The organism is Cohaesibacter marisflavi, assembly GCF_963665895.2.
Taxonomy (GTDB): domain Bacteria; phylum Pseudomonadota; class Alphaproteobacteria; order Rhizobiales; family Cohaesibacteraceae; genus Cohaesibacter; species Cohaesibacter marisflavi.
On record NZ_OY762534.1, the window covers coordinates 3,967,542 to 3,993,524 of the forward strand.

Genomic DNA, 25,983 nt, shown 5'->3' on the forward strand with positions numbered 1-25,983 from the left:
AATGAACCGGGGAACTTCATGTTGTTGTTCTCAATGCGAATGGCTTAAAGAAAAAGGCTTCCCATTTTGAATGGAAAGCCTTTTGATTTTTCGGATAGCTGAATCAACGTTTGAAAATGAAATCAGAGATCAGCAATGGTGAGGCCGGTGGTCTCTTCGATGCCCATCATGATGTTCATATTCTGAACGGCAGCGCCGGAGGCGCCTTTGCCCAGATTGTCGTAAACGGCCAGCAAGACGGCCTGTCCGGTTTCGTCATTGCCGTGAATGTGAAGATGCAGCGAGTTTGTGCCGTTGAGCTTTTCCGGGGTGATCGCTTCAAGACGTCCTGCTGCTTCCAGAGGGGCGACCTTGACGAAGGTTTCGTTCCGGTAGCGCCGTTCCAGGCAAGCATGAAGGTCAGCAAGCTTGGGGGCGGAGTCCAGTGCCCACAGATTGAGTGGCACGGCGTCAATCATGCCCTGCGCATAGCGGCCAACGGCGGGCTGGAACACGGGTGGGTGTTCAAGTCCGGCATAAAAGGTCATTTCTGGCACATGCTTGTGAGCCAAGGTGAGGCCATAGGGCCAGTAAGGCACCGTTACGGGCTCTTCCTCGCGCTCATATTCAGCGATCATGCCCTTGCCTCCGCCCGAATAGCCGGAAACGGCATTGAGCGTGGCCGGGAAGTTAGCTGGAATGATGCCAGCATCGACAAGCGGCCGCATGATGGCGATATAGCCCTGCGGATAGCAGCCCGGGTTGGCAACCCGCTTGGACGCGGCAATCTTTTCGCGCTGATCGGAATCGAGCTCGGCAAAGCCATAGGCCCATCCTTCTGCCGTCCGGTGGGCGGTAGATGCATCAATGACACGGGTGTCCTTGTCTTCGATCAGGTTAACCGCCTCGATGGCTGCTGCGTCCGGTAGGCAGAGAATGGCGATGTCGGCCTCGTTGAGCATCTGTGCCCGTGCCTCGGCATCCTTGCGCAGATTTTCAGGCAAGCGCAGGAATTTGATATCGTCGCGGCCTTCAAGGCGCGTCCGAATCTGCAATCCGGTGGTGCCTGCTTCGCCGTCGATGAATAATTTTGTCGTCATTGTCTTCTGCCTGAATGCTTGTGAGGCTGCTTCTATGCCTTCATGGGGATGGTTTGCTGTGCCGATCCGTTAATGAATCCTGCTTTACAGCACTTAAGGGCTTTTGTCATCGGGTGAAATGATTGACAAGCCAAAGAACGAGAAAGATCGCAAAGATGACGCCACCAATGCGGCCAATGCGCGTGCCCCAGATCTCAATGGGATCATTGGGGTCTGCGTCATTGGCGCCCAGATGGTCCCTGGCCCGGTTTGCCGTGCGGGCAAATGCCGACGTGCCAAGGGCTTCGCCTTCGGCGTCGACGCGCTCAAGGGCGCGCTCGGCTTGTCTGGCCTTTTCATCCTGGCGCTGTTGCCGTGATTTTGGTTCCCGTTCTGTCATACGCTTCTTTAACCTGCTTTTTGCCTGATTTTCAAGATAATATGCTGTATGGAGTGCCGGTATGGGGGCTCTTTCCATGAGATTCCGCATCGCATGGGCGTTATGTGCTGATTTTGTCTTGACTTGCAGGCACCCATAAAGCAAAAGGCATGACGTGAACCGAGAGGGTTGGGCATACGCTTGCCGCGTGTGACACTGTGATATGGCATTTGAAATGAAAACAGGAATGATGAGCAAAACCACTGGCGTTGTCGCTGGTGCTCTCACTGCTGGCCAGATGACAGACACAACAACCACTACTACCACCAAGGTTTAGGCCCCTCTCGCTCCCTGCTTCGGCTTCCCCCAGGGATGTGAGGGGAGCGAAACCGCCTGCCAATCAGCGAAAGCACAGGGCAGAGCGGAAACCTTAGGGGGAGCTTGCGGATCAGGAGATCATTGAAAATGGGTTATAAAGTTGCAGTTGTCGGGGCTACGGGCAATGTGGGTCGTGAAATGCTCGACATTCTTGCCGAGCGTGGTTTTCCCGCTGATGAAGTTGTCGCATTGGCCTCCAGCCGCTCCAAGGGCAAGGACGTGTCCTTTGGCGACAAAAATCTGAAATGTCAGGTGCTGGATCACTATGATTTCTCCGACACTGATTTCTGCCTGATGTCAGCTGGCGGCAGCCTTTCTGCCGAGTGGGCACCAAAGATCGCGGCTCAGGGCTGCATTGTGATCGATAACAGCTCCCAGTGGCGTTATGACGAGCGTATTCCGCTGATCGTGCCGGAAGTGAATGCTCAGGTGCTGGAAGACTGGATCAAGAAAGAAGATCGCATCAACATCATCGCCAACCCGAACTGCTCAACGGCTCAGTTGCTGGTTGCTTTGAAGCCCCTGCATGACAAGGCAACCATCAAGCGCGTCGTTGTTTCCACCTATCAGTCCGTTTCTGGCGCTGGCAAGGAAGCCATGGACGAGCTGTTCACCCAGACCCGCGCGGTGTTTGTTTCCGATCCGATCGAAGTGAACAAATTCTCCAAGCGCATCGCCTATAACGTGATCCCGCATATCGATAAATTCATGGATGACGGCTCCACCAAGGAAGAATGGAAGGTTGTGGCCGAAACCAAGAAAATGCTCGATCCGAAAATCAAGGTGACCTGCACCGCCGTGCGCGTTCCGGTTTTCGTTTCTCACGGTGAAGCTGTGAACCTCGAGTTCGAACAGCCGATTTCCGCTGATGAAGCCCGCGATATCCTGCGTGAAGCTCCGGGTTGTCTGGTTGTCGACAAGCGTGAAGACGGTGGCTACATCACCCCCGTTGAAGCGGCTGGTGAAGACGCAACCTATATCTCCCGTATTCGCGAAGATTCAACCGTTGATAACGGCCTCAACATCTGGGTTGTTTCCGATAACCTGCGCAAGGGCGCAGCTCTGAACACCGTTCAGATTGCGGAAGCCCTGATCAATCGCGGTCTGGTCAAGCCTCGCGCTGAAGCTTAAATCACTCTTCTCGTGCGTGATGCATCAAATTGAAAAACCGGTCTGGTTCGCACCAGGCCGGTTTTTTGATTGAGACGTCTTATTAAGAAGGGTTTAGACCTTCAGGAAGGTACCCTGTTCTTCTTCGTAATATTCCAGTTCGCCTGTCGAGATGTCGAACCATGCGCCATGAAGGGCCAATTTGCTTTCCTGCACGCGGGTTTTGATGAAATCGTAGGAGTAGAGATTTTCCAGCGAATGGATGATCGAAGAGCGTTCCAGCAGCCCGCCATGATCCAGATCGGGGCGATTGAGCGCCTTGTAGCGGATCGGGTTGTCGGCAGCCTGCAGCTGGCCAGACCATTTGCCAATATAGTTGCTCTCTGACAGGGGTTCGGAATCGCCTGCGGAAATATAGCTCTTCACGCCACCACAGCGCCCATGGCCCATAATGACGATATGTTCGACATTGAGGCCGTTGACGGCGAATTCCAGCGCTGCCGTGGTGCCGTGGATGCCATCATCCTGAGAGGATTTGTGCGGCACGATGTTGGCCACGTTGCGCATGACAAAGATTTCGCCCGGTCCCGAATCGAAGATGATTTCCGGTGCTGCACGGCTGTCGCAACAACCAACGAGCATGATGTTCGGGCTCTGGCCTTTTTCGGCCAGTTTTTCATACCGCCCCTGTTCTGTGGGGAAACGCCCCTTTTTGAACTCGGCATAGCCTTCAAGCAAGCGGTCAGGTAACTGGGCCATCATATCCTCTTTTCATCGCATACTGGTTTTTCCGTATGACATCTCGCGCCGGACGCATGAAAAATCAAGAGTTGTTGCGCAAGTCTGCGCGATTTTTTTGATCTGTCAAAGCGGCTATGCGGAAAACAAGGGGAAAAGCCCACATCAGTCCAGCGGTTGCGGCTTTTTGGGCGCGCGTCTGACCGGCGTCAGTTTGGGACCTGCTCCGATCTGGCGCATGTTGACCATAGCCATGGGAGAGTGGAAGCGGTCGGCAAAACGGGCAACTTCCAAATCCCTGTAGCCCAGATTGGCCGAACGGGTGACAACTTCCAATACACCGCTTGAGGCCTTCTTGAGCGCCATTTCATCGGACGCACCAGCCAGTTTGTGGCCCAGAAACAGGGAGGCCATCATGTCGCCTGTACCGTTCTGCGGATTGGGAATGGCGGGATGTTCGCACATGATCGGCAACGGTTGTTTGTCGGCGGTGCCTTTTTGAATGAGCAGGTTGGCGATGGAGTTACGCATCAGGGCAAAGGCGCTGGTGATCAGTGTGGTCTTGCGTTCCAGCTTTTTGGCCTGTTCGATGAGGCCGATATTGTTTTCTTCGGCAGAGCCGGTGAGCCAGTTAAGCTCGAAGCGGTTGGGCGAAATTATGTCCGCACGCGGGATCAGCTCATCGCGGATGGCAACGGCGATCGGCTCAGCCATATAGAGGCCGCCCTTGTCGCCGACCACAGGATCGCAGAAATAGAGGCCTTCCGGATTGGCCTGTCTGTATTTGTCAACAAGCGTAGCAATGGCCGCGACCTGTTCGAGCGATCCCAAATAGCCAGAATAAATGGCGCTGACCGAGGCAAAATCCGGGTGGCGGGACAGATCTTCCAGGCTTTTGGCAAAAAGATCCGGATCCATCTTCTGAACCGTGCCTGGGCCGTGGCCCGGATGCCAGGGAAGAATGACCGTCGGGACTTCCCAGACCGGGAACCCCAGACGCTCCAGCGTGAAGGCAGCGGCGCGGTTGCCCACCGCGCCAGCCATGACATGAGATGAAATGACGATGATCGGTTTTGCCACAAACGGGGCGTCGCGCACATTGGGATTGCCGGTTTGGGCCATCAGGTCGGTCATGCGATCATCTCTTTGTCGTTTGCGTCAGATGATGTTGAATTCTCTGACGGGTTTGTTATTCGCGATCCTTTCATAACCGAAAATAGAGAGATCAAGCGAGCGATATTCGCCAAAAAGGAACAGTTCTCCAATGCCGCGACCAGCTCCGGGGCCATGTTGCAGCCCGTGACCGGAATATCCAGCGTTGATATAGAAGTTGGTGATCTCCGGATGCGCACCGATGAAGGCATTCTGATCGAGGGTGCAATATTCGTAATGACCGGCCCAGGCGTTGGTCATCTTGATGGCGTCAAAGCCGGGCATGCGGTTGTAGAGAGCAGGCCAGATGACTTCGTCAAACAGATCGTAATGCGGATCGTGGTCTTCATATTCGGCAGCCGGGTCATCGATTGGAGGGCAGCCGGAAATGAAGAATTCCCCTTCCGGACGGACATAGACGCCGGAGGTGTCCGTGATCAGTGGCATGTTCGGATGCGGCTTCTTGTTGTCGATGACAAAGATGGTACGCTTGCGTGGCTCAATCGGCAAAGGAATGTCGAGCATGGCGGCAACCTTGCCAGCGTTGGCGCCAGCACAGTTCACCACGGCTCCGCAGCCGATGGTGTCACCATTGTCCAGTTTGACCGAGGTTACCTTGTTGCCCTGTTTTTCCATGGCAACGACGGTACCCTTGATGAATTCGGCACCAGCTGCAATGGCCCCCTTGCGAACGAGGTCAAGGAACATGTGTGCGTCGAACCAGCCCTCACCGGACCGTCCGTAGGCCCCGGCTGCGAGATCTTCGACATTGAGCCATGGGAAGGTCTTCTTCATCTCGTCCGGCGACATCAGCTCGATGTCCGCGCCGCATTCGATCTGAGTCTTGTAGTTGTTCTGAAGGATCGGTAGGCCTGCCTCCGATGCCAGAATGAGATAGCCACCTTCCTGATAAGCGATATCTGCATCTGGACCGAAACGATCTTTCAGCTCTGAGAAAAACTGCAGCCCATATTGGGACAGGGCTATATTTTCCGGAGTGGAGAATTGCTGGCGAATCGATGCCGCCGAAAGTGTGGTTGAGCTGTTGGCATAGGTGGGGTCCTTTTCGACCACAATGACAGAGCCTTCGAAGCCGAGATCCTTTTTCAGGAAATAGGCCACTGAAGCCCCCATGATTGCGCCACCAATAATGACGAGATCTGCCTGTTTCATTTGCTGTTCCGTTTTTCTTCTTGTCTTCCTTAAAGGGAGGTTGGCCTAAGGAAGGGGATGGCTAGGCGCGCGTTTGTGTTTTAAGTTGTCGCGCGCCAGCATATTGCCTCAAAGATCGGAGAAATTTCAATGTCTTTCAGCCCGCGCCGAACAGCTCTTTACATGCCCGGATCCAATGCCCGTGCTCTTGAAAAAGCCCGCAGCCTTGATGTGGATGTGCTGCTTCTGGATCTGGAAGATGCCGTTGCGATTGACATGAAGGAAGTGGCTCGGACTCAGGTTGCCGAAGCTGTCAAGGCAGGGGGCTTCGGGCATCGCGAAGTGGTGATCCGCATCAATGGTCTGGAGACCCAATGGGGGCCGGATGACCTGGTCTCTGCTATCGAAGCCAAGCCTGATGCGATACTTGTGCCCAAGGTCAATTGTGCCGAAGACGTCTATACGGTGGGGCGCAAGATGAATGATGCAGGCGCCGATCAGGATATCAAGATCTGGGCCATGATGGAGACCCCGCAAGGGATGTTGCGGGCGCTGGAAATTGCCGAGGCGACAAAAGAATATCATGGTCGCCGCTTGAGTTGTTTTGTCTTGGGAACCAATGACTTGGTCAAGGAAACACGCGTTGCAATGGTGCCCGGACGGGCCCCGGTTTATGGCTTGCTGATGAATTGTCAGGCCGCGGCCAGAAGCTTTGATCTGGATATCATCGACGGGGTGTTCAACAATTTCAACGATACGGACGGTTTCGTTGCCGAGTGCGTGCAGGGCGCAGAAATGGGCATGGATGGCAAGACGCTGATTCATCCCAAACAGATTGCCGACTGCAACCGCATTTTCTCACCGGACGCTGATGCCGTGGCGTGGGGGCGAAAGGTGATCGAGGCTTTCGATGCACCGGAGAATCAGTCAAAAAATGTCATGACGATTGACGGCAAAATGGTCGAGCGACTGCATGCGGAAATGGCCCGCCGTCTGGTGGATATTGCCGAAGCCATTGCGGCTCGGGATGAGGAATAGTCATGAACGAAAAACAAAGAGTATACCGGTTTCTCACAGGCGTGGATGACGCCACCTTTTGTCACCGGGTCACCGAGGCGCTCTCCAAGGGGTGGGAACTGCATGGCTCTCCCAGCTATGCTTATGATGCCGAAGCACGGGTGATGAAATGTGGGCAGGCGGTGACCAAGCTGGTCGAGCCGTTTGAGTATAGCCGGGACGTGGTTCTGGGCGAGCTATAACCGGATTGCGTTTGAACGACGCTTATCTAGCCAAAGAGTAAAGAAAACAGCCTCAGTTTTGAGGCTGTATTTTTTTGCGCATTGTGTAATCCGTGACTTCAAAGCCGAGGGATTGATAAAGGGCAAAGGCTCGCTCGTTGAAGGCAAAGACATGCAAGCCGATGGAAGGAAAGCCCATTTGGGCAACTTCCGCTTCCAGAGCCAGCATCGCGGCGCGCCCATATCCTTTGCCGCGCTCATTCTCCTCAATCTCGATGTCGTAAATGAAGGCGCTCTTCTGATTGAATTGGGTTTGCGCCGCAATCCAGATTGCGCCGATCCTGTCGCCTTTTTCATCGATCACCTTGAAAAAATGGTTGTCTTTGGTTTGCAAACCATCGGCAAGGGCGCACTGCATGCTCGATTGGGCAAAGGTGCGAGCCGCCTCCAGTGTGCATCCAAAGGTTTTCTGCTTGTCTTTGGCATATTCTTCGGTGCAATGATCAAACCAGCTCTGGAAATCAGCCTCGGCAAAAGGGGCAAGGCTTACCTGCGCTGTCGAGTGTGTGTCTGGTGTGGCTGATTCTTTGGGGGGCTTGGTTTGTGGCATGACTGGGCCTCTGATGGCTCGGGTTTGTTTGGTTGCACCCCGCTCCAGGCATGTCTGATTCGGTTGGGCACTCCGCATAGTAGAAAATACCCATTCGGATTGATATGGCGGGTTGAAAAGGGGACTGCTTTTCTGGCATTGATGCATAAAAGTTGAGTTGGAAACTCTTGAATTCTCTTGTTTGCTTCCGATATGGTTCAGATATTTCAAAAACAGATTGAGTGATGACAATATGACTTCAGAAAACAGCAAATCCCCGATCCCCGCCCCGATCCCCGCCCCGATCCCCGCCCCGATCCTTGAACGTGTGCGCCATGAACTGAAGAAGCGGGATCTGGAAGTGAAGACGGTCGAGCGGCTGACGCCATCAATGATCCGGGTCACGCTGATCGGTGAGGAATTGGCAGATTTTACCAGTCTGGCGGCCGATGATCACATGAAGCTGTTTGTGCCTGATCCCAGCGGCATGATGGTGATGCGGGATTACACGCCGCGCGCCTATGACAATGAGGCGCGGACGTTGACTGTCGATTTTGCTGTGCATGATGCCGGACCTGCGACGGCGTGGGCTCTTTCTGTCAAACCGGGTGATCATCTGCAGATCGGTGGCCCGCGCGGCTCTGCCGTCCTCAAAGGGGATATCGCGCGCTATGTGCTGATCGCGGATGAAACGGGTTTGCCTGCACTGGGGCGTTGGGTGGAAGAAATGGGGCCAGAAACAGAGGTGGAAGCTTTTGCGACTGTCCCCGGCGCTGAGGATGAGCAGAATTTTCAGACTGACGCCGAGCTCACGATGCACTGGATTCATCGTTCTGAGAAAAAGGCTGCCAGTCCGACGCCTTTCCTTGATAGCATCAAGGATGTCTCTTGCGGCGAGGGCACTTATATCTGGATTGCTGCTGAAGCACGCGTTGCCAAGGCGATTCGGACCTTCTTTCTTGAAGAGAAGGGGCATCCGCTGCAATGGATGAAAGCTGCTGGCTATTGGGTGCACGGTCAGGCGGACAGTTCGGAGAAATCCATAAGTGATGCCCCTGCCAAGCCTGCCTGACTTCGTCTCTTTCTGATATGTGGTGATATGAGGGATGCCCAAGGGGGGCATCCCTTTTGCTTATCTATCCGCCTTTCCTCCAAATGACAGCTTTGCTGCGGTGCAATATATTGCCTGCACAGTCTGCCGCTCTGCTTGGGTGGTGTGTAAGGGGAGGGGACAATGAGCAAGACCAATCCAGGTAACTTTTTTGAAGATTTTTCAGTGGGTCAAGTTATCCGGCATGCGACGCCGCGTACCGTGACCGAGGGTGATGCCTCGCTTTATACCGCGCTCTATGGCTCCCGTTTTGCGGTGCAGAGTTCGGACGCTTTTGCGCGGTCCATCGGCTATCAAAGGGCCCCGCTGGATGACCTGTTGGTCTTTCATATTGTCTTTGGCAAAACCGTACCGGATATTTCGCTCAATGCCGTGGCCAATCTAGGCTATGCGGGGTGCCGGTTTCTTGTGCCCGTCTTTCCCGGCGACAGCCTGACTGCAACGTCGGAGGTGATTGGCCTCAAGGAAAATTCCAATGGCAAGACCGGTGTTGTTTATGTGCGCTCCTTCGGGGTCAATCAACACGGGGACACGGTGCTGGATTATGTTCGCTGGGTAATGGTGCGAAAAAAAGATCCCGCCGTGCCGACCGGGCACGATACGGTGCCTTCACTGCCAGCCGCTCTGGCGCCTGATGCGCTGGGGGATGCGGTGCCCATTCTAGATGTTGAGGACTTCGACACCGACCTTTCCGGCTCTCCCTACAAGTGGGATGACTATGAGGTGGGCGAAAGGATCGATCATTTGGATGGCATGACGGTCGAAGAAGCCGAGCATCAGATGGCGACACGTCTTTATCAGAATACAGCCAAGGTGCATTTCAACCAGTTTACGGAGGGTAAGGGGCGATTCGGGCGCCGACTCATTTATGGTGGGCATGTCATCTCGCTTGCCCGCGCTTTGTCTTTCAACGGGTTATCCAATGCTTTCCACATTGCTGCCATCAATGGAGGGCGACATGTCGCACCCCTGTTCGCCGGGGAAACCGTATTCGCCTGGTCGGAGATCATTGATAAGGCGGCGCTACCTGCTCGCGATGATGTCGGGGCCTTGCGAATCCGGCTCTATGCGACAAAAGACGCGCCATGCGGTGCATATCCGGGGAAAAATGAGGCCGGCTATGAACCTTCTGTTATCCTGGACACGGATCTGTGGTTGGTGCTTCCGCGCTGAACATGGTACAAGAAGGTGAACCCGGTTTGGTTGAGGGGAGGCTTGTTCGGCCCCGACCTGCTGGAATCAATTGGAGGAAAAGACACTAGGATTCTGTCTTGCGTTTGCAGTTGGGAGCCACTTGGTGTGTCTTTTTGTAAATGTCTTGTGGCTAGTTAGCCAAAAGTCGGGAGGATTTGCGAAATATCATATATCATCCCCATTATTGCAATTAAGTTTCGTCACGTCCGCTAAGATATTGCTTACTTGATCTTAATCTTGATCGAGATAATGGCATTATTGTTCAAATGTGATGCTGTCCGTTAGGCGCAGTTTGGACAAAATTCATCGAATTAGCGGGTTGGTCGCTTTGACCAGATCCAGAAATCTCGCTATGACAACAGACATGCAGACCAAAACCTGGTTATTTTTACGTAATACGTAAGTGTCAGCTGTCGAGGACCGAAAATATGACAGACGTCGACCTGAAGGGTAAACGCCCTACATCTCCCCATGTCCAAAACTTTGCCTACAAGATCACCCTGTCGATGGCGACTTCCATTAGCCATCGTGTAACCGGGGTTGGTGCTTACATCGGCTTATTCTTTTTGGCGTACTGGCTGATTGCTCTGGCAATCGGGCCTGAAGCTTTTGAAACCGCGCAGACCCTCTGGGGCTCCATTCTGGGGCGCTTTGTGTTGTTCTGCTTTACCTGGTCACTCATGCATCACATGCTTGGTGGTATCCGTCACTTCCTGTGGGATATTCCTGTGATGATCGAGAAGCCCCAGATTGAATTCCTTTATCGCGCAACCATCCTGGGCGGCTTCCTGTTGACGGTCGTTATCTGGATCATCGGTTATGCTGTGATGTGAGGACGGGGAGAGAGAAATGAAAACATCTACCAAAATCATTCGTGGCCTTGGTGAAACTCATCACGGCACGGAACATCACTGGATGATCCGGCTTACCGCTTTTGCTCTGGTTTTCCTCACCATCGGTTTCGTTATTTTTGTAATGGCCGCTGCAGGATCCGACTATGAGCAGGCCAGAGCGCTTGTTGGACATCCGCTTGTCGCGATTTTCCTTCTGTTGGTTATCGCCGTGTCCGGATATCACGCTTATCTGGGCGCTATCACCATTCCGGAAGATTATTTCCAGAATCAGCTATATCGCACGCTGTCCAAGATCCTGAACAGCTTCGCGGCTATCGTCGTCTGTGCCGCCCTTTTCTTTGCGGTGCTTAAAGTGGCATTTGGAGGGTAAGATCAGATGGCCAATACTTATAATATCAATGGTCGTGCCTACGAAGTTCACGACCACTATCATGATGTTGTCGTTTTGGGGGCCGGTGGCGCTGGTCTGCGCGCAACCCTCGGCATGGCCGAGCAGGGTCTGCGCACCGCTTGCGTAACCAAGGTTTTCCCAACCCGTTCGCACACGGTTGCCGCACAGGGCGGTATCGCAGCATCACTTGAAAATATGGGGCCTGACAGCTGGCAGTGGCATATGTATGACACCGTCAAGGGTTCTGACTGGCTCGGTGATACCGACGCCATGGAATATCTTGCGCGTGAAGCTCCGGCTGCGGTCTATGAGCTGGAACATTATGGTGTTCCTTTCTCGCGTACTGAAGAAGGCAAGATCTACCAGCGCCCGTTCGGTGGCCATATGCAGAACTATGGTGAAGGGCCTGCTGTGCAGCGTACCTGTGCTGCTGCTGACCGTACCGGCCACGCTATCCTGCATACGCTTTATGGTCAGTCCATCCGCAACAAGGCTGAGTTCTATATCGAATATTTCGGTCTTGACCTGCTGATGAACGAAGACGGCACCTGCGAAGGTCTGGTTGCCTGGAACCTTGACGACGGCACCATCCATCGCTTCAACGCCAAAATGGTTGTTCTGGCGACCGGTGGTTATGGTCGTTGCTACTTCTCCGCTACGTCTGCCCACACGATTACCGGTGACGGTAATGCTATGATCGCCCGTGCTGGTCTGCCGCTGCAGGACATGGAATTCGTTCAGTTCCATCCGACCGGCATCTATGGCGCTGGCTGCCTGATCACCGAAGGTGTTCGTGGTGAAGGCGGGTATCTGGTTAACTCCGAAGGCGAACGCTTCATGGAGCGTTATGCTCCGAGTGCCAAGGACCTTGCTTCCCGTGACGTGGTTTCCCGCTGCATGACCATCGAAATTCGCGAAGGTCGCGGTGTTGGCCCGAATAAGGACCACATCTTCCTGCATCTTGATCACCTTGATCCGGATATGCTGGCAGAGCGCCTGCCGGGTATTTCCGAATCGGCCGAGATTTTTGCCGGTGTTGACGTGACCAAGGAACCTATTCCGGTTCTGCCGACCGTTCACTACAATATGGGTGGTATTCCGACCAACTATTGGGGTGAAGTGCTCAACCCAACCAAGGATGATCCGAACGCAGTTGCTCCGGGCCTTATGGCTGTCGGTGAAGCGGCTTGTGCCTCGGTTCATGGTGCCAACCGTCTTGGGTCCAACTCGCTCATCGACCTTGTGGTCTTTGGCCGTGCAGCAGCTATCAAGGCTGGCAAGGTTATCGACCGCGAAGCGCCGATGCCGACGCCGAACCAGGCTTGCTTTGACAAGATCATGGCCAACTTCGACATGGTCCGTCATGCAAACGGCTCTCAGACCACTGCTCAGCTGCGCTTGAAGATGCAGAAGAGCATGCAGAACAATGCTGCCGTCTTCCGTACTCAGGAAACGTTGGAACAGGGCTGCAAGGAAATGGCTGCTCTTTGGGGTGAAATGAGTGAAATGAAAGTGACCGACCGGTCGCTGATCTGGAACTCCGACCTCATGGAATCTCTCGAACTTCAGAACCTGATGATCAACGCCCTTCCAACGGTCGTTGGTGCTGAAGCTCGTAAGGAAAGCCGCGGTGCACACGCTCGTGAAGACTATAAAGATGGTCCTCTGGGTGGTCGTGACGACGAAAACTGGCGTAAGCATACGCTGGCTTGGGTCGCAGAGAATGGCGATGTCAAACTTGACTATCGTCCGGTTATTCTCGATCCGCTTACTTCCGAGGAAGAAGGCGGTATCGACCTTGCCAAGATCGCGCCGAAAGCTCGCGTCTACTAATGTCTTTCAAGTCGGGCAGCATGACGTTGCCCGGCCTTTTCGAAATTAAAGCCCGAGCTCGCCTTGATGCGATAAGGGCGCGACCCGAATACGGAGCGAAAAGATGGTTGAACTTGCGCTGCCGAAAAATTCACGGATTAAAGAAGGCAAGACTTGGCCAAAGCCTGAAGGTGCGACCAACTTGACCGAATTCCGCGTTTATCGCTGGAATCCTGATGACGGCAAAAACCCCCAGATCGACACATATTATGTCGATCGTGACGATTGTGGCCCGATGGTTCTCGATGGGCTGCTCTACATTAAAGACAACATCGATGCGACCTTGACGTTGCGCCGTTCTTGCCGTGAAGGCATCTGCGGTTCGTGCGCCATGAACATCGACGGGGCAAACAATCTCGCCTGTACCTTCGGTATGGACGAATGCAAGTCCAAGTCTGTGAATGTGTATCCGCTGCCGCATATGAAGGTGGTCAAGGACCTTGTACCTGACCTCAACAATTTCTATGCCCAGCATGCTTCCATCGAGCCTTATCTGAAGACCGATACGCCGGCTCCAGACACCGAATGGCTGCAGTCTCATGAAGATCGTCAGAAACTGGACGGCCTTTATGAATGTATCCTGTGTGCCTGCTGCTCGACCTCTTGCCCATCCTACTGGTGGAATGGCGATCGTTACATCGGCCCATCGGCTCTTCTTCAGGCTTATCGCTGGATCATCGATAGCCGTGACGAATATACCGGTGAACGTCTTGATCAACTCGATCATGCCTTCGGTGCCTATCGTTGTCACACGATCATGAACTGCACCAAGGTTTGCCCGAAAGGCCTGAACCCGGCCAAGGCAATTGCCGAAATCAAGCGTATGCTGCTTGAACGCGCTGTTTAATATGGTGTGTCGTTTCTGGCTATAAGCTAGAAGCTGAGTGAATCAGAACCGCCCTCCAGAGAGATCTGGTGGGCGGTTTTTTGGTTTGGGCTCATTTGTTTTTAAGCGAAAGTGTCCAAATGTGGATTGTCAGGAATGTGTCAAGAATGCGAGGTTACGCGATCTTAGCTATTGAAATAAATGAGAAAATTGAATTCTTGAAATACTGTCTGCTTAAGCCCATGTGAGTGGTGACATTGTCAACCAAACACCATTTCTGATTTCCGGCCTGCTTCGGAGGAGAGAAGGACAATTCTTTTCGGGTTGTCATGGAGTTGTCGGAAAGTTTGTTTAGTTGGCTGCCTGAGCGTTGGCAGAACGGAGGGTTTCATGCTGCAAACGAATATCCTGTTCCTTGATGAAACGAACAATGATCGGAGCATCATGGCTGAAGCATATTTCAATCGGGGGCTTAACAATGCCGTGCGTGCATTCAGCGCCGGATTCGAACCTGCGGACCGACTGGACAGGCATGTGTTCGACGTGCTCAGAGGGAATGGCATTGCGCCGGAGGATTATTGTCCCAAGCCGGTCGATATCTTCTTACAGGCCTATTCGCCACGCATTGATCTGGTGGTTGGGTTTGAGCCGGCAAGAGGGGCGCACAAGCGTCCGATTTTTCCTTACAATCCTCCCGTCACCTATCTCAAGGTGCCTGGCTCTTTTGACCGAATTGACCTTCCGGGGCATCGCAAGAGGGCGGTAAGGGAAACCTATGCGGATCTGCGTCTTGCCATTGATCGGGCCGTTGCGACAGGGTTGTTGCCCGGTTCCATGGCTGCTTAATGCAGTAAATAGACTGTCAGGTCGGGATTATCCTTGAGCCCGGTCTGCCTTGTCTGCATGTCAGCTCATGTAAAAAGGCTGGCATAAGCGATGAAATGCTACTGATTGGCATTTGCTTTTCTGTGTTTGCGGGTAAACATTGAAGCTGTTCAATGATTTGTGCTAACACAGGAAAAATACTAACCGATAGGACCGATATTGCTTCTTTCTTTGCTATTTTCTGGACGTTGGAGAAGGAATGTTTTATTTGACTATCGAGAATTAATTTAGTCTCGAAACTTTAAGGGAGATCAGCGTGAGCGGAATCAAATTGAGCCCGGGCGTCATCACCGGCGAAGAGTATTTGCAGCTTCTGGAAGCATGCAAAGAAGGTGGATATGCTCTGCCAGCCGTCAACGTTACCGGCACCAACAGTCTCAATGCGGTAATGGAAGCAGCTGCCAAAGCAAAATCCGATATCATCATTCAGATGTCGAACGGCGGCGCACAGTTCTTCGCTGGTCAGGGTGCTCCTGATGCGATGCGCGCGCGTGTTTTGGGCTCTGTATCCATCGCCCAGCATGTACATCTGCTGGCAAAAGAATATGGCATCTGTGCCGTTCTTCACACCGACCATTGCAACAAGAAACTGTTGCCATGGATCGACGGTCTGCTAGACGAAGGTGAGAAATATTACAAGGCGAACGGTCGTCCGCTTTACACCTCCCACATGATCGACCTGTCCGAAGAAACCCTGGAAGACAACGTTGCGATCAGCGCCAAATATCTCGAACGCATGGCTCCGATGGGCATGAGCCTCGAGATTGAGCTTGGCGTCACCGGTGGTGAAGAAGATGGCATCGGTAAAGAGCTGGAAGAAGGCGATGCAGCCGATCCACGTCTCTACACCCAGCCTGAAGATGTTCTTTATGCCTATGACATCCTGTCCAAAATCGGTCACTTCACCGTGGCTGCATCCTTCGGTAACGTGCATGGCGTTTATGCTCCGGGCAACGTCAAGCTGCGTCCGGAAATCCTGAAGCATTCTCAGGAGCTGGTTGCCAAGGAACGCAATCTGGCCGACAAGCCGTTGAGCCTGGTGTTCCACGGCGGTTCTGGGTCTCCGAAAGAGCAGATTTCCGAAGCTGTGTCCTATGGCGTGTTCAAGATGAACATCGACACCGACATCCAGTTTGCCTTTGCTGAGGCTGTTGGCGCGAAAGTCGACGAAAAGCCGGTAGCCTTCAAGCATCAGGTGGATCCGAAAGACGGTACGCCATACAAGAAATTCTACGATCCGCGCAAATGGCTGCGTGCAGGCGAAGAGGGCATGATTGCTCGCCTCGAAGAAGCCATGCAGGATCTGGGCTCGGCTGGTCGTTCTGTCGCTGACAAGTGATAGACGAATAGTGTTGCTTCAAGAACAAGGCTCTCCGGGTGTTCCCGGAGGGCTTTTTTCGTTTTGGGTGGCGTATTGTAATCCGGAGCGGGTGATATTGGCCGGGGTCCTGTGAATTGGTCTTATGGAACACGGGCTTGGGCAGAAAACTTTTGTCTTTGCCACATTTCCCTGTTATCCGTTGATGCGTATCGGGCAACTGCTTTGCGCAAAACACTGATTCTTCCGGCTTTTGGCTGGCTTGCTATGGTTTTGGGGCGCGCAGGGCAGGGCCGTATTTCTTCTTTGTGCGCTCTCGGGGTTGATTGTGAAACGATCTGGAACACTCATGACCATCTCTCTCTTCGCTTTGGCGCTGGGGGGCTGTGCGGTGTCTTCTGGAGGGCTCTCTTCCAGCCAGAGCGGGGCTCAGCAAACAGCCGGCGCGGTGGGGCGTGGTCCTGTTGCCATGCCTGACCAAAGCGCAGATCTTGCGCTGGTGTCTGCGTCGGATAAATTTTCCAAGCCAAATGAAAGTTCACTGGGTGTTGCCGAGCCGGGTGCGGCGTTTGATGCCGTAGATGCTGAATTCAGACAAGCCTATGCCGAGGCCTCGCAGAATTTTGTGCCTGCAGGCACAACCCATGCGGAACTCAAGCCCTATGTTGGCCGTTGGAAGTTGCAGCCGAAGAACTCAAGGGAAAAGCTCAGGCAGTTGGGTTCCTCTCTGGGGCTCTCAGAGAGTTGCGAGCTGGTTCTTGAGGATGCCCGCAGGGATTATGGCTACAAGGCATCGGGGAATTCTGCCTGCCCGACGAGCCTGTTTATGCTGGACAGTTGGGTGGCCTTTGATGACCGTTTGGTGTTGCGCGACCATATGGGCGACGACATTGTCAAACTACGGTCTGATGGGAGAGGTGTCTGGGTTGGTGTGAATAAAGAAGGCAATATGCTGGTTCTGAAGAAATCTTGACCAGTTTCTGCTTGAAATTAACGGATCTTTCAGTTGGTCCTTGAATATTTACCAATAAGAATCAAAACTCTTATCTGTGTGACGTAAGGAGAGTGGTATGATTCGCTATTCCGCGCTTTTGTGTGCCGGTTTGTTGCTGACAGCTTGTTCATCCGCTGGCTTTGACCGGTTTGGTGGCAATGACGCATCCCCATTGAACCCAGCTCCGACGTCGCCTGTCGAGAGTCAGGCGCTTGGATCTCTTATTCCCAATGATCAGTATCCGAACCAGTCCTATTCAACGGGGCAGCAGTCCGGCCAGCCGATCAACAACGCGATGGGCGCTGAGGCCGAACTGGCGCCTCCGGTTCAGAATGACATGTCGGCGCTATCCCAGCCCGTGCCATCTTCGGCGCGTAGCTTGAAGCGAACCGATCTTCTGGGGGCCTGGACGCTGACCTCCGGAGCCGAGCAGTGCAAATTGAATATCAATTTGACCAACTGGACTGGCGGGTATCGGGCGTCTTCGCGTGGCTGTAGTTCGTCCGATCTACAGAGGATCAATGCATGGCGTCTGGATGGTGAAAAGCTGGTTGTCTTCCTGGCAGAAGATGGATCGACCATTCTTGGACGGTTCCATTCGAATGCGCCGGGGCGTTTTTCCGGTCAAGCAACGATGGATGGGCGTAGTTTGTCCTTCACCCGCTGAGCCAGGGCGGCTTTCTCGGTCTGAGAGTGTCCTTCAAGCTGATGGCGTATATGGGAGAGCATGAAGCAGGTCTTTATGCTCTTCATCCGTCTTAGGGATCATTTCCTTGCGTCGTCATTTCCCCTAAAGCAGAACCATTCTTATTTGCGTTTTGTCCGTATGCCGCTTTTGATCGCGTGTACGGATAAAGCTATCGCTGCTTGCTCTTTGTTTCGATGTCTCGCCTTGCGATCTGGTGAAGGCTGCGGCAGGCGGGGCATTGCGGCGCATATTCAGGGCATTACATGCCGGATCTTGATGAGGCAAGCAATTGAACAGTGAATTAGGCGACATTTCGGTATCGGACCTGTATGACAGTAAAGTGCGCCACGGTGATATCGATGAGGATGCTGATCAGAGGGCATTGGCCGTTCGTTTCGACCAATTGCTTGAAAAAGTGAGTGAAAAGCGGCTCTCGCGGAAGACGTCCTCCCTTGGTTGGTTGTTTGCCAAACGCCAGCCCGTTGAACCCGTAAGGGGGCTCTATATCTGGGGTGAGGTCGGTCGCGGCAAAACCATGATCATGGACCTGTTTTTCGAGGTGGCTCCGGTCAAGCGCAAGGGGCGCTATCATTTCCATGAATTCATGCGTAACATGCATGCGCGCATCAAGCAGGCACGGGCCGACATCGCCAGCGGCAAGATCAAGGGTGATGATCCGATCAAACCCGTCGCTGACGCTCTGTGTCAGGAAATGCGATTGTTGTGCTTTGATGAGTTTAGCGTCACGGACATTGCTGATGCGATGCTTCTGGGGCGTCTCTTCTCCCGTCTGTTTGCGGATGGGGTGGTGGTGGTTGCCACGTCCAACGTTGATCCGGATCTGCTGTATAAGGACGGGTTGAACCGGCAGCTGTTCTTGCCCTTCATCGCGCTTCTGAAAGAGCGATGTGAGGTGGTTCGGCTCTCGTCGCGGACCGATTTCCGGATGGAAAAGTTGGGTGGTCAACCGGTTTATCTCTTCCCGAAAAATGCAGAAACCGAAGCCCGTTTCCAGTCCATGTGGGAGACGGTTATTGAGGCGCCACGTGCGCCCAGCGATGCGGTGGAAAATCAGGGGCGCAGCATCCATGTGCCCGAGGCTTACCATGGCATGGCCCGTTTTTCGTTCGAAGATCTTTGTGTTCGCCCCTTGGGTGCCTCGGACTATTTGCGCTTGTGCGAGGTCTATCATACGATCTTTATCGACGGTATTCCGCCATTCGAGCGGACCATGCGCAACGAGGCCAAACGCTTCATCATTCTGATCGATACGCTCTATGACAATCATGTGCGTGTCATTGCGTTGGCCAAGGTTTCCCAGTTTGATTTGGCGCAGAATATGAACGGAACGGAGGCCTTCGAGTTTGATCGCACAGCCTCCCGTCTTACCGAAATGCAATCAGACGAATATCTGGAAGATTGCTCAAGGTTATAATTCCCTTAACGTAAAGGTTAAGTTCGCCAAAAGTCTCGGGTTTTTTATGCATTTAAAACTATCTGCGACTTGAAAGCGCACCGGATTCGCGGTACTCACACAGCCATCCATTCCCAGTTTTGGGAGAACCTTACGTTAAGGGAAACTGAATATGGCGCGGAAGAAAATTGCACTTATCGGATCAGGCCAAATTGGCGGCACTCTGGCACACCTTGCCAGCTTGAGCGAAATGGGCGATGTCGTCCTTTTCGACATTGCTGAAGGGACCCCGGAAGGCAAGGCACTCGATATTGCTGAATCGTCTCCAGTAGACGGCTTCGATGCTAAACTGTCTGGTACCCAGTCTTACGAAGCGATTGCTGGTGCTGACGTTGTTATCGTTACCGCTGGTGTACCTCGCAAGCCTGGCATGAGCCGTGATGACCTGGTTGAAATCAACCTCAAGGTCATGAAGCAGGTTGGTGCCGGCATTGGCAAATATGCACCAGATGCTTTCGTAATCTGCATCACCAACCCGCTTGATGCGATGGTTTGGGCTCTGCAGAAATTCTCGGGTCTGCCTGCCAACAAAGTTGTCGGCATGGCTGGCGTTCTGGACTCCGCTCGTTTTCGTTACTTCCTGGCAGACGAATTCGACGTATCCGTACAGGACGTTACCGCATTTGTTCTGGGTGGTCATGGTGATACCATGGTTCCGCTCATTCGCTACTCCACTGTTGCTGGTATTCCTCTTCCTGATCTGGTTAAAATGGGCTGGATCGAACAGAGCCGTCTGGACGAAATCGTTCAGCGTACCCGTGATGGCGGTGCAGAAATTGTCAAGCTGCTGAAAACCGGTTCTGCATTCTACGCTCCGGCTGCTTCAGCAATCGCAATGGCAGAATCTTACCTCAAAGACAAAAAACGCGTTATGCCTTGTGCTGCTCATCTTTTCGGTGAGTATGGCATCGATGGCATGTATGTCGGTGTTCCGACCGTTATCGGTGCTGGTGGCATCGAGCGCGTTGTCGAGATCGAAATGGACAAAGACGAAAAAGCACAGTTCGACAACTCTGTTGACTCTGTGAAAGGCCTCATCGAGGCTTGCCAGCGTCTTGCTCCAGAACTCGCTTGAGTAAGATAGGCGATTGAGATCCCCCCTCTTGAGACGGCTTGAACAATCGAGAGGGATTGATACCGGGCTTTCCTGCGCTCCTGGCTTACGGCTCAGGAATCCCCCGGCCTAAATTCTTGCACCACTTCCAAGCGTGAAACGGCCCATGGGGATGGATCGGGAAGCGCACGGGAGTGGTGCATTAAGACCACAAGCAAAGACCAGTCTGGTGGCGCTTGCTCACGGTGTTCATCAGGCCGATCCAAAGATTAGGGGAGATCCCATGAATATTCATGAGTATCAGGCTAAGGCCTTGCTTAAGGAATATGGTGCGCCCGTCGCTGACGGTTTGCCCATCTTTTCCGCTGACGAAGCAGGTGCTGTTGCAGAAAAACTGGGCGGTCCGCTCTGGGTGGTTAAATCCCAGATTCATGCGGGCGGTCGCGGCAAAGGCAAATTCAAAGAAGAGTCTGCCGGCGAAAAAGGGGGTGTTCGACTCGCTTTCTCCAAGGAGGAAGTTGTCGAGTTTGTCGGACAGATGCTGGGGTCAACCCTGGTAACGAACCAGACCGGTGAAGCCGGTAAGCAGGTCAACCGCATCTATCTTGAAGATGGTGCCGATATTGACCGCGAACTCTATCTATCCATCCTCGTCGACCGGACAAGCGGTCGCGTAGCCTTCGTGGTTTCGACCGAAGGCGGCATGGATATCGAAGCTGTTGCTGAAGAGACGCCGGACAAGATTCTTACCGTGCCGATCAACCCGGATGCGGGAGTGACGGCGGACAATGCGATCGCGCTGTGCGATGCGCTGAAGCTGGAAGGCACTGCACGCGATGATGGCATGCATCTCTTCCCGATCCTCTACAAGGCTTTCGTTGAGAAGGACATGTCCCTTCTCGAGATCAACCCTTTGATCGTGATGGAAAACCAGCGCCTGCGTGTGTTGGACGCCAAGGTGTCCTTCGATGGCAATGCGCTGTTCCGTCATCCCGATGTGATGGCGCTTCGCGACAAGACCGAAGAAGACGCCAAGGAAATCGAGGCCTCCAAATATGATCTTGCCTATGTGGCCCTTGATGGCAACATCGGTTGCATGGTGAACGGTGCTGGTCTTGCCATGGCCACGATGGACATCATCAAGCTTTACGGTGCTGAACCGGCCAACTTCCTTGATGTTGGCGGTGGGGCGAGCGTTGAAAAGGTAACGGCGGCCTTCAAGATCATTACGTCTGATCCCAATGTGAAGGGCATTCTGGTCAACATCTTCGGCGGAATCATGCGGTGCGATGTGATTGCGCAAGGTGTGTTGACGGCTGTTCAGGAAGTCGGGCTTGAAGTGCCCCTCGTGGTGCGACTGGAAGGCACGCGTGTTGAAGAAGGCAAGAAATTGATCGCTGAAAGCGACCTCAATGTCATTCCTGCTGATGATCTCAACGATGCTGCTCAGAAAATCGTCGCAGCTGTGAAGGGGGCCTAATACGATGTCCATTCTTGTCAACAAAGATACCAAAATCATCGTGCAGGGTCTGACCGGTAAAACCGGTACGTTTCACACCGAGCAGGCTCTCAATTATTTCGGCACGAAAATGGTGGCGGGTGTTCATCCCAAGAAGGGCGGGGAAACCTGGTCTTCCGGCGTTGAGTGCGCTGCCGAGCTGCCGATCTTTGCCAATGTGAAGGAAGCCAAGGACGCAACGGGCGCCACGGCTTCGGTGATCTATGTGCCGCCCGCAGGGGCTGCTGCTGCGATTATCGAGGCGATTGATGCTGGCGTTGAATTCATCACCTGTATCACCGAAGGGATTCCTGTGGTGGATATGGTGAAAGTCAAGCAGCGCCTTGAAAACTCCAATTCCCGTCTTCTTGGTCCGAACTGCCCCGGTGTCCTTACTCCTGAAGAGTGCAAAATCGGCATCATGCCCGGTTCCATCTTCAAGAAAGGCTCGGTTGGTATTGTTTCCCGGTCCGGTACACTTACGTATGAAGCAGTGTTTCAGACGACGAATGAAGGTCTGGGCCAGACCACTGCCGTTGGGATTGGCGGTGATCCGGTCAAGGGCACCGAATTTATCGATGTGCTGGACCTGTTCCTTGATGATCCGGAAACGGAATCCATCATCATGATTGGTGAGATTGGTGGATCCGCTGAAGAAGATGCTGCCGAATGGCTCAAGGAGCAGGCAGAAAAAGGGCGCAAGAAGCCAATGGTCGGCTTTATTGCTGGCCGCACGGCTCCTCCCGGCCGGACAATGGGGCACGCAGGTGCCGTGATTTCCGGCGGAAAAGGCGGGGCTGAAGATAAAATTGCTGCGATGGAAAGCGCAGGGATCCGCGTTTCACCTTCTCCGGCAAGTCTCGGTACCACTTTGGTTGACTTGCTCAAAGGTAAGTAAAAGCGCGACATTACGTTATTGCTGCGAGATAGGAGTTATACCTATCTCGTGGCAGCAGATCAGTTCAGCAATGGTGCTGAGCTAGAAAAAAGAGACCGAACGAAGGTTCGGCGGTGGTGGCGATGGCACGTCAGGACGCAAATGAAGCGTTTGCGTTATCTTCCTTCCTCTATGGAGGTAACGCGTCTTATATCGAAGATCTTTATGCCCGTTTTCAGAAAGATCCGACATCTGTAGAAGAAGAGTGGCGAGTCTTCTTCAAGGATTTGCAGGATGACAGCGGCGATATTGCCGCGAATGCGCGTGGCGCATCCTGGAAGCGAGATGACTGGCCTCCAACGACCAATGGTGAGTTGGTTTCTGCATTGGCTGGTGGCGACTTTGTCGCCGATGAGAAAAAGCTGGGCGACAAGCTGAAAAGCAAGGCGCAGGGTCAGGGTGTGGAACTGACCGATGCTGCCGTTCAGCAGGCAACACGCGATTCCGTTCGCGCTCTCATGATGATTCGCGCCTATCGTATGCGCGGTCACCTGCATGCAGAACTTGATCCGCTCAATCTGGCAGATGCCAAGGATCATGAAGAGCTGCATCCTTCCTCTTACGGCTTCACCGAAGCCGATTATACCCGCAAGATTTTCATCGACCATGTTCTGGGGCTCGAGTTTGCCACGATCCCTGAAATGCTCGAAATTCTTCGCCGGACTTATTGTTCCACCCTTGGTGTGGAATTCATGCATATTTCCGATCCGGCTGAAAAGTCCTGGATTCAGGAACGTATCGAAGGGCCGGACAAGCAGATTGCCTTCACCGAAAACGGCAAGAAGGCCATTCTCTACAAGCTGGTGGAAGCGGAAGGCTTCGAGAAATTCCTCGACGTCAAATATACCGGCACCAAGCGCTTCGGACTTGATGGCAGCGAGTCGCTTATTCCGGCGCTGGAACAGATCATCAAGCGCGGCGGCGCCATGGGCGTCAAGCAGATCGTGTTCGGCATGGCCCACCGTGGTCGCCTCAACGTTTTGAGCCAGGTGATGGGCAAGCCGCATCGCGCCATCTTCCATGAGTTCAAGGGTGGGTCTATTACGCCTGATGATGTGGAAGGCTCCGGTGACGTGAAATATCACCTTGGTGCCTCTTCGGACCGGTCTTTCGATGATAACAATGTGCACCTGTCGCTGACGGCAAACCCGTCTCACCTTGAGATCGTGAATCCGGTTGTTCTGGGTAAAGCGCGTGCCAAGCAGGATCAGCTCTCTGCGGACGATGGCAAGTTCATCGAAACCACGGAAGTGGATCGTACCTCGGTGCTGCCTTTGCTGATCCACGGTGATGCTGCTTTTGCCGGGCAGGGCGTTGTGGCTGAGTGTTTCGGCCTTTCCGGCCTCAGAGGCCATAGGACCGGCGGCTCGATCCATTTCATCATCAACAACCAGATCGGCTTTACGACCTATCCGCGTTTCTCGCGTTCGTCACCTTATCCGTCTGATCTGGCCAAGATGATCGAGGCTCCGATCTTCCACTGTAACGGGGACGATCCGGAATCGGTGGTGTTTGCCGCCAAGATCGCCACGGAATTCCGTCAGCTGTTTGGCAAACCGGTCGTGATCGACATGTTCTGCTATCGTCGTTTCGGTCATAACGAAGGCGATGAACCGGCCTTTACCCAGCCGCTGATGTATAAGAAGATCCGCAAGCATCCAACCAGCCTTCAGCGTTATGCTGACCAGTTGATTGCAGAAGGGGTCATCACGCCGGAAGATTTTGAGCAGATGCGCGCCGATGTGCGTAAGATGCTGGATGATGAATTCGAGGCCGGCCAGAGCTTCTCTCCCAACAAGGCCGACTGGTTCGATGGCAAATGGTCCGGTCTGACGACCGCCAGCGCCGAAGATGATCGTCGTTCGGGTAACACCGGTGTTGATGTGGAAGAACTGAGGGAAATCGGCGAAAAGCTGACAACGGTTCCCGAAGGGTTCAACGTTCACCGCACGGTGCAGCGGTTCCTTAACAACCGGGCCAAGATGATGGAAACCGGCGAGGGAATCGATTGGGCAACGGCTGAATCACTGGCCTTTGGCTCTTTGGTTCGTGAAGGGTATCCGGTGCGTCTTTCCGGTCAGGACAGCGAACGCGGCACTTTCTCCCAGCGTCATACGGTTTTGTATGATCAGCAGGATGAAAGCCGCTATATTCCGCTCAACCATGTCGGCAAGGGCCAGAACCGCTATGAGGTCATCAACTCGATGCTCTCCGAAGAAGCTGTTCTTGGCTTTGAATATGGCTACTCTCTGGCTGAGCCAAGCGGGTTGACCATGTGGGAAGCCCAGTTTGGCGATTTTGCCAACGGCGCTCAGGTGGTGTTTGACCAGTTCCTTTCCTCCGCAGAACGAAAATGGCTGCGTGCGTCTGGTCTGGTGGTTCTGCTGCCACATGGTTATGAAGGGCAGGGTCCTGAGCATAGCTCGGCTCGTCTTGAACGCTATCTTCAGTCTTGTGCCGAGGATAATATTCAGGTGGCCAACTGCTCCACGCCGGCCAACTATTTCCATATTCTGCGCCGTCAGGTGAGACGCAGCTTCCGCAAGCCGCTGATCCTTATGACGCCCAAAAGCCTGCTGCGCCACAAACGTGCGGTATCCAATCTCGCCGAGCTTGGTGCAGGCAGCACGTTCCATCGTGTGCTCTGGGATGATGCAGAGATCCGGCCTAATCAGGAAATCAAGCTGGCATCGGATGACAAGATCCGTCGTGTCATTTTGTGTTCTGGCAAGGTCTATTACGATCTTTATGAAGAGCGCGAGAAACGCGGCATCAATGATGTCTATCTTATGCGTGTCGAGCAGCTTTATCCTTTCCCGGCAAAAACCCTGATCAAGGAACTTGGGCGCTTCAAGCAGGCCGATATGGTCTGGTGTCAGGAAGAGCCGAAGAATCAGGGCTCCTGGACCTTCATTGAGCCTTATTTGGAATGGGTTCTCAACCAGATTGATGCGAGTGTCAAACGGCCGGCCTATGTAGGGCGTCCGGCATCCGCAGCGACAGCTACCGGTCTGATGAGCAGGCATATGAACCAGCTCAGGGCCTTTCTTGATGATGCGTTTGCCGAATAACGGCTGAACCAAATAATAAATG

At 53.5% G+C, this 25,983-nt stretch carries 24 protein-coding genes; 18 read left to right on the forward strand and 6 right to left on the reverse strand.

Features of this window, described 5'->3' with window-relative positions; genetic code table 11:
- Positions 1–122: 122 nt before the first annotated feature.
- Both argC and ACKPCT_RS18785 read right to left on the reverse strand, forming a co-directional pair.
- Entirely contained in the window at positions 123–1,079 is a 957-nt protein-coding gene (gene argC, locus ACKPCT_RS18780) for an N-acetyl-gamma-glutamyl-phosphate reductase (RefSeq protein WP_319514636.1), read from the reverse strand.
- Between the two features lie 106 nt (positions 1,080–1,185).
- Positions 1,186–1,458: a hypothetical protein gene (locus ACKPCT_RS18785; RefSeq protein WP_319567631.1), complete on the reverse strand. Its 273-nt coding sequence runs from the start codon at positions 1,456–1,458 to the stop codon at positions 1,186–1,188.
- A 444-nt stretch (positions 1,459–1,902) separates the two neighbouring features.
- Between ACKPCT_RS18785 and ACKPCT_RS18790 the strand changes: the two genes are divergently transcribed.
- A complete protein-coding gene (locus ACKPCT_RS18790; RefSeq protein ID WP_319567632.1) occupies positions 1,903–2,946 on the forward strand; it encodes an aspartate-semialdehyde dehydrogenase in 1,044 nt (347 codons plus the stop codon).
- Positions 2,947–3,039: 93 nt separating this feature from the next.
- Here the strand turns inward: ACKPCT_RS18790 and ACKPCT_RS18795 are convergent, their stop codons facing one another.
- From ACKPCT_RS18795 to ACKPCT_RS18805, 3 genes are all read right to left on the reverse strand, one after another.
- Entirely contained in the window at positions 3,040–3,684 is a 645-nt protein-coding gene (locus tag ACKPCT_RS18795; protein WP_319569443.1) for a carbonic anhydrase, read from the reverse strand.
- A gap of 144 nt (positions 3,685–3,828) precedes the next feature.
- Positions 3,829–4,797 carry a pyridoxal kinase gene (gene pdxY / locus ACKPCT_RS18800; protein WP_319567633.1) on the reverse strand — a complete coding sequence of 323 codons (969 nt, stop codon included), beginning with the start codon at positions 4,795–4,797 and terminating at the stop codon, positions 3,829–3,831.
- Positions 4,798–4,821: 24 nt separating this feature from the next.
- A complete protein-coding gene (locus tag ACKPCT_RS18805) occupies positions 4,822–5,988 on the reverse strand; it encodes an NAD(P)/FAD-dependent oxidoreductase (protein WP_319514633.1) in 1,167 nt (388 codons plus the stop codon).
- Positions 5,989–6,117: 129 nt separating this feature from the next.
- Here ACKPCT_RS18805 and ACKPCT_RS18810 point away from each other — a divergent pair, with 129 nt between their 5' ends.
- Positions 6,118–7,005, forward strand: coding sequence for an HpcH/HpaI aldolase/citrate lyase family protein (locus tag ACKPCT_RS18810; protein ID WP_319567634.1), 888 nt, complete (start codon positions 6,118–6,120; stop codon positions 7,003–7,005).
- Positions 7,006–7,007: 2 nt separating this feature from the next.
- Complete coding sequence (locus ACKPCT_RS18815) at positions 7,008–7,226, forward strand: DUF1737 domain-containing protein (protein WP_090074623.1); 219 nt, start codon at positions 7,008–7,010, stop codon at positions 7,224–7,226.
- 52 nt (positions 7,227–7,278) lie between these two features.
- Here ACKPCT_RS18815 and ACKPCT_RS18820 read toward each other — a convergent pair whose 3' ends face one another.
- On the reverse strand, positions 7,279–7,815 hold the full coding sequence (locus ACKPCT_RS18820) for a GNAT family N-acetyltransferase (protein WP_175528148.1): 537 nt from the start codon (positions 7,813–7,815) through the stop codon (positions 7,279–7,281).
- Between the two features lie 232 nt (positions 7,816–8,047).
- Here ACKPCT_RS18820 and ACKPCT_RS18825 point away from each other — a divergent pair, with 232 nt between their 5' ends.
- The 15 genes from ACKPCT_RS18825 (at position 8,048) to ACKPCT_RS18895 (ending at position 25,961) form a co-directional block, all read left to right on the forward strand.
- The gene (locus ACKPCT_RS18825; protein ID WP_090074625.1) at positions 8,048–8,866 is read left to right on the forward strand and encodes a siderophore-interacting protein; all 819 of its coding nucleotides are present in this window, start codon (positions 8,048–8,050) and stop codon (positions 8,864–8,866) included.
- Between the two features lie 162 nt (positions 8,867–9,028).
- Positions 9,029–10,078: a MaoC family dehydratase gene (locus ACKPCT_RS18830; RefSeq protein ID WP_319567635.1), complete on the forward strand. Its 1,050-nt coding sequence runs from the start codon at positions 9,029–9,031 to the stop codon at positions 10,076–10,078.
- Positions 10,079–10,527: 449 nt separating this feature from the next.
- Complete coding sequence (sdhC, locus tag ACKPCT_RS18835; protein WP_090074627.1) at positions 10,528–10,932, forward strand: succinate dehydrogenase, cytochrome b556 subunit; 405 nt, start codon at positions 10,528–10,530, stop codon at positions 10,930–10,932.
- A gap of 16 nt (positions 10,933–10,948) precedes the next feature.
- On the forward strand, positions 10,949–11,323 hold the full coding sequence (sdhD, locus tag ACKPCT_RS18840; protein WP_090074628.1) for a succinate dehydrogenase, hydrophobic membrane anchor protein: 375 nt from the start codon (positions 10,949–10,951) through the stop codon (positions 11,321–11,323).
- A gap of 6 nt (positions 11,324–11,329) precedes the next feature.
- The gene (gene sdhA / locus ACKPCT_RS18845; RefSeq protein WP_319514625.1) at positions 11,330–13,177 is read left to right on the forward strand and encodes a succinate dehydrogenase flavoprotein subunit; all 1,848 of its coding nucleotides are present in this window, start codon (positions 11,330–11,332) and stop codon (positions 13,175–13,177) included.
- Positions 13,178–13,280: 103 nt separating this feature from the next.
- A complete protein-coding gene (locus ACKPCT_RS18850; RefSeq protein ID WP_090074630.1) occupies positions 13,281–14,063 on the forward strand; it encodes a succinate dehydrogenase iron-sulfur subunit in 783 nt (260 codons plus the stop codon).
- A 369-nt stretch (positions 14,064–14,432) separates the two neighbouring features.
- Positions 14,433–14,888 (forward strand): arsenate-mycothiol transferase ArsC, encoded by a 456-nt coding sequence (locus ACKPCT_RS18855; RefSeq protein ID WP_090074631.1) that lies wholly within the window; start codon positions 14,433–14,435, stop codon positions 14,886–14,888.
- A 295-nt stretch (positions 14,889–15,183) separates the two neighbouring features.
- Entirely contained in the window at positions 15,184–16,266 is a 1,083-nt protein-coding gene (fbaA, locus tag ACKPCT_RS18860; RefSeq protein ID WP_090074632.1) for a class II fructose-bisphosphate aldolase, read from the forward strand.
- 328 nt (positions 16,267–16,594) lie between these two features.
- Complete coding sequence (locus ACKPCT_RS18865; protein ID WP_090074633.1) at positions 16,595–17,218, forward strand: AprI/Inh family metalloprotease inhibitor; 624 nt, start codon at positions 16,595–16,597, stop codon at positions 17,216–17,218.
- 97 nt (positions 17,219–17,315) lie between these two features.
- A complete protein-coding gene (locus tag ACKPCT_RS18870) occupies positions 17,316–17,906 on the forward strand; it encodes an AprI/Inh family metalloprotease inhibitor (protein WP_090074634.1) in 591 nt (196 codons plus the stop codon).
- 310 nt (positions 17,907–18,216) lie between these two features.
- A complete protein-coding gene (gene zapE, locus ACKPCT_RS18875) occupies positions 18,217–19,362 on the forward strand; it encodes a cell division protein ZapE (RefSeq protein WP_319567636.1) in 1,146 nt (381 codons plus the stop codon).
- A 151-nt stretch (positions 19,363–19,513) separates the two neighbouring features.
- Positions 19,514–20,476, forward strand: coding sequence for a malate dehydrogenase (mdh, locus tag ACKPCT_RS18880; RefSeq protein ID WP_319567637.1), 963 nt, complete (start codon positions 19,514–19,516; stop codon positions 20,474–20,476).
- Positions 20,477–20,738: 262 nt separating this feature from the next.
- Positions 20,739–21,935 carry an ADP-forming succinate--CoA ligase subunit beta gene (sucC, locus tag ACKPCT_RS18885; RefSeq protein ID WP_319567638.1) on the forward strand — a complete coding sequence of 399 codons (1,197 nt, stop codon included), beginning with the start codon at positions 20,739–20,741 and terminating at the stop codon, positions 21,933–21,935.
- 4 nt (positions 21,936–21,939) lie between these two features.
- Positions 21,940–22,851: a succinate--CoA ligase subunit alpha gene (sucD, locus tag ACKPCT_RS18890; RefSeq protein ID WP_319514617.1), complete on the forward strand. Its 912-nt coding sequence runs from the start codon at positions 21,940–21,942 to the stop codon at positions 22,849–22,851.
- Between the two features lie 122 nt (positions 22,852–22,973).
- Positions 22,974–25,961: a 2-oxoglutarate dehydrogenase E1 component gene (locus tag ACKPCT_RS18895; protein WP_090074640.1), complete on the forward strand. Its 2,988-nt coding sequence runs from the start codon at positions 22,974–22,976 to the stop codon at positions 25,959–25,961.
- The last annotated feature ends 22 nt before the right edge of the window (positions 25,962–25,983 follow it).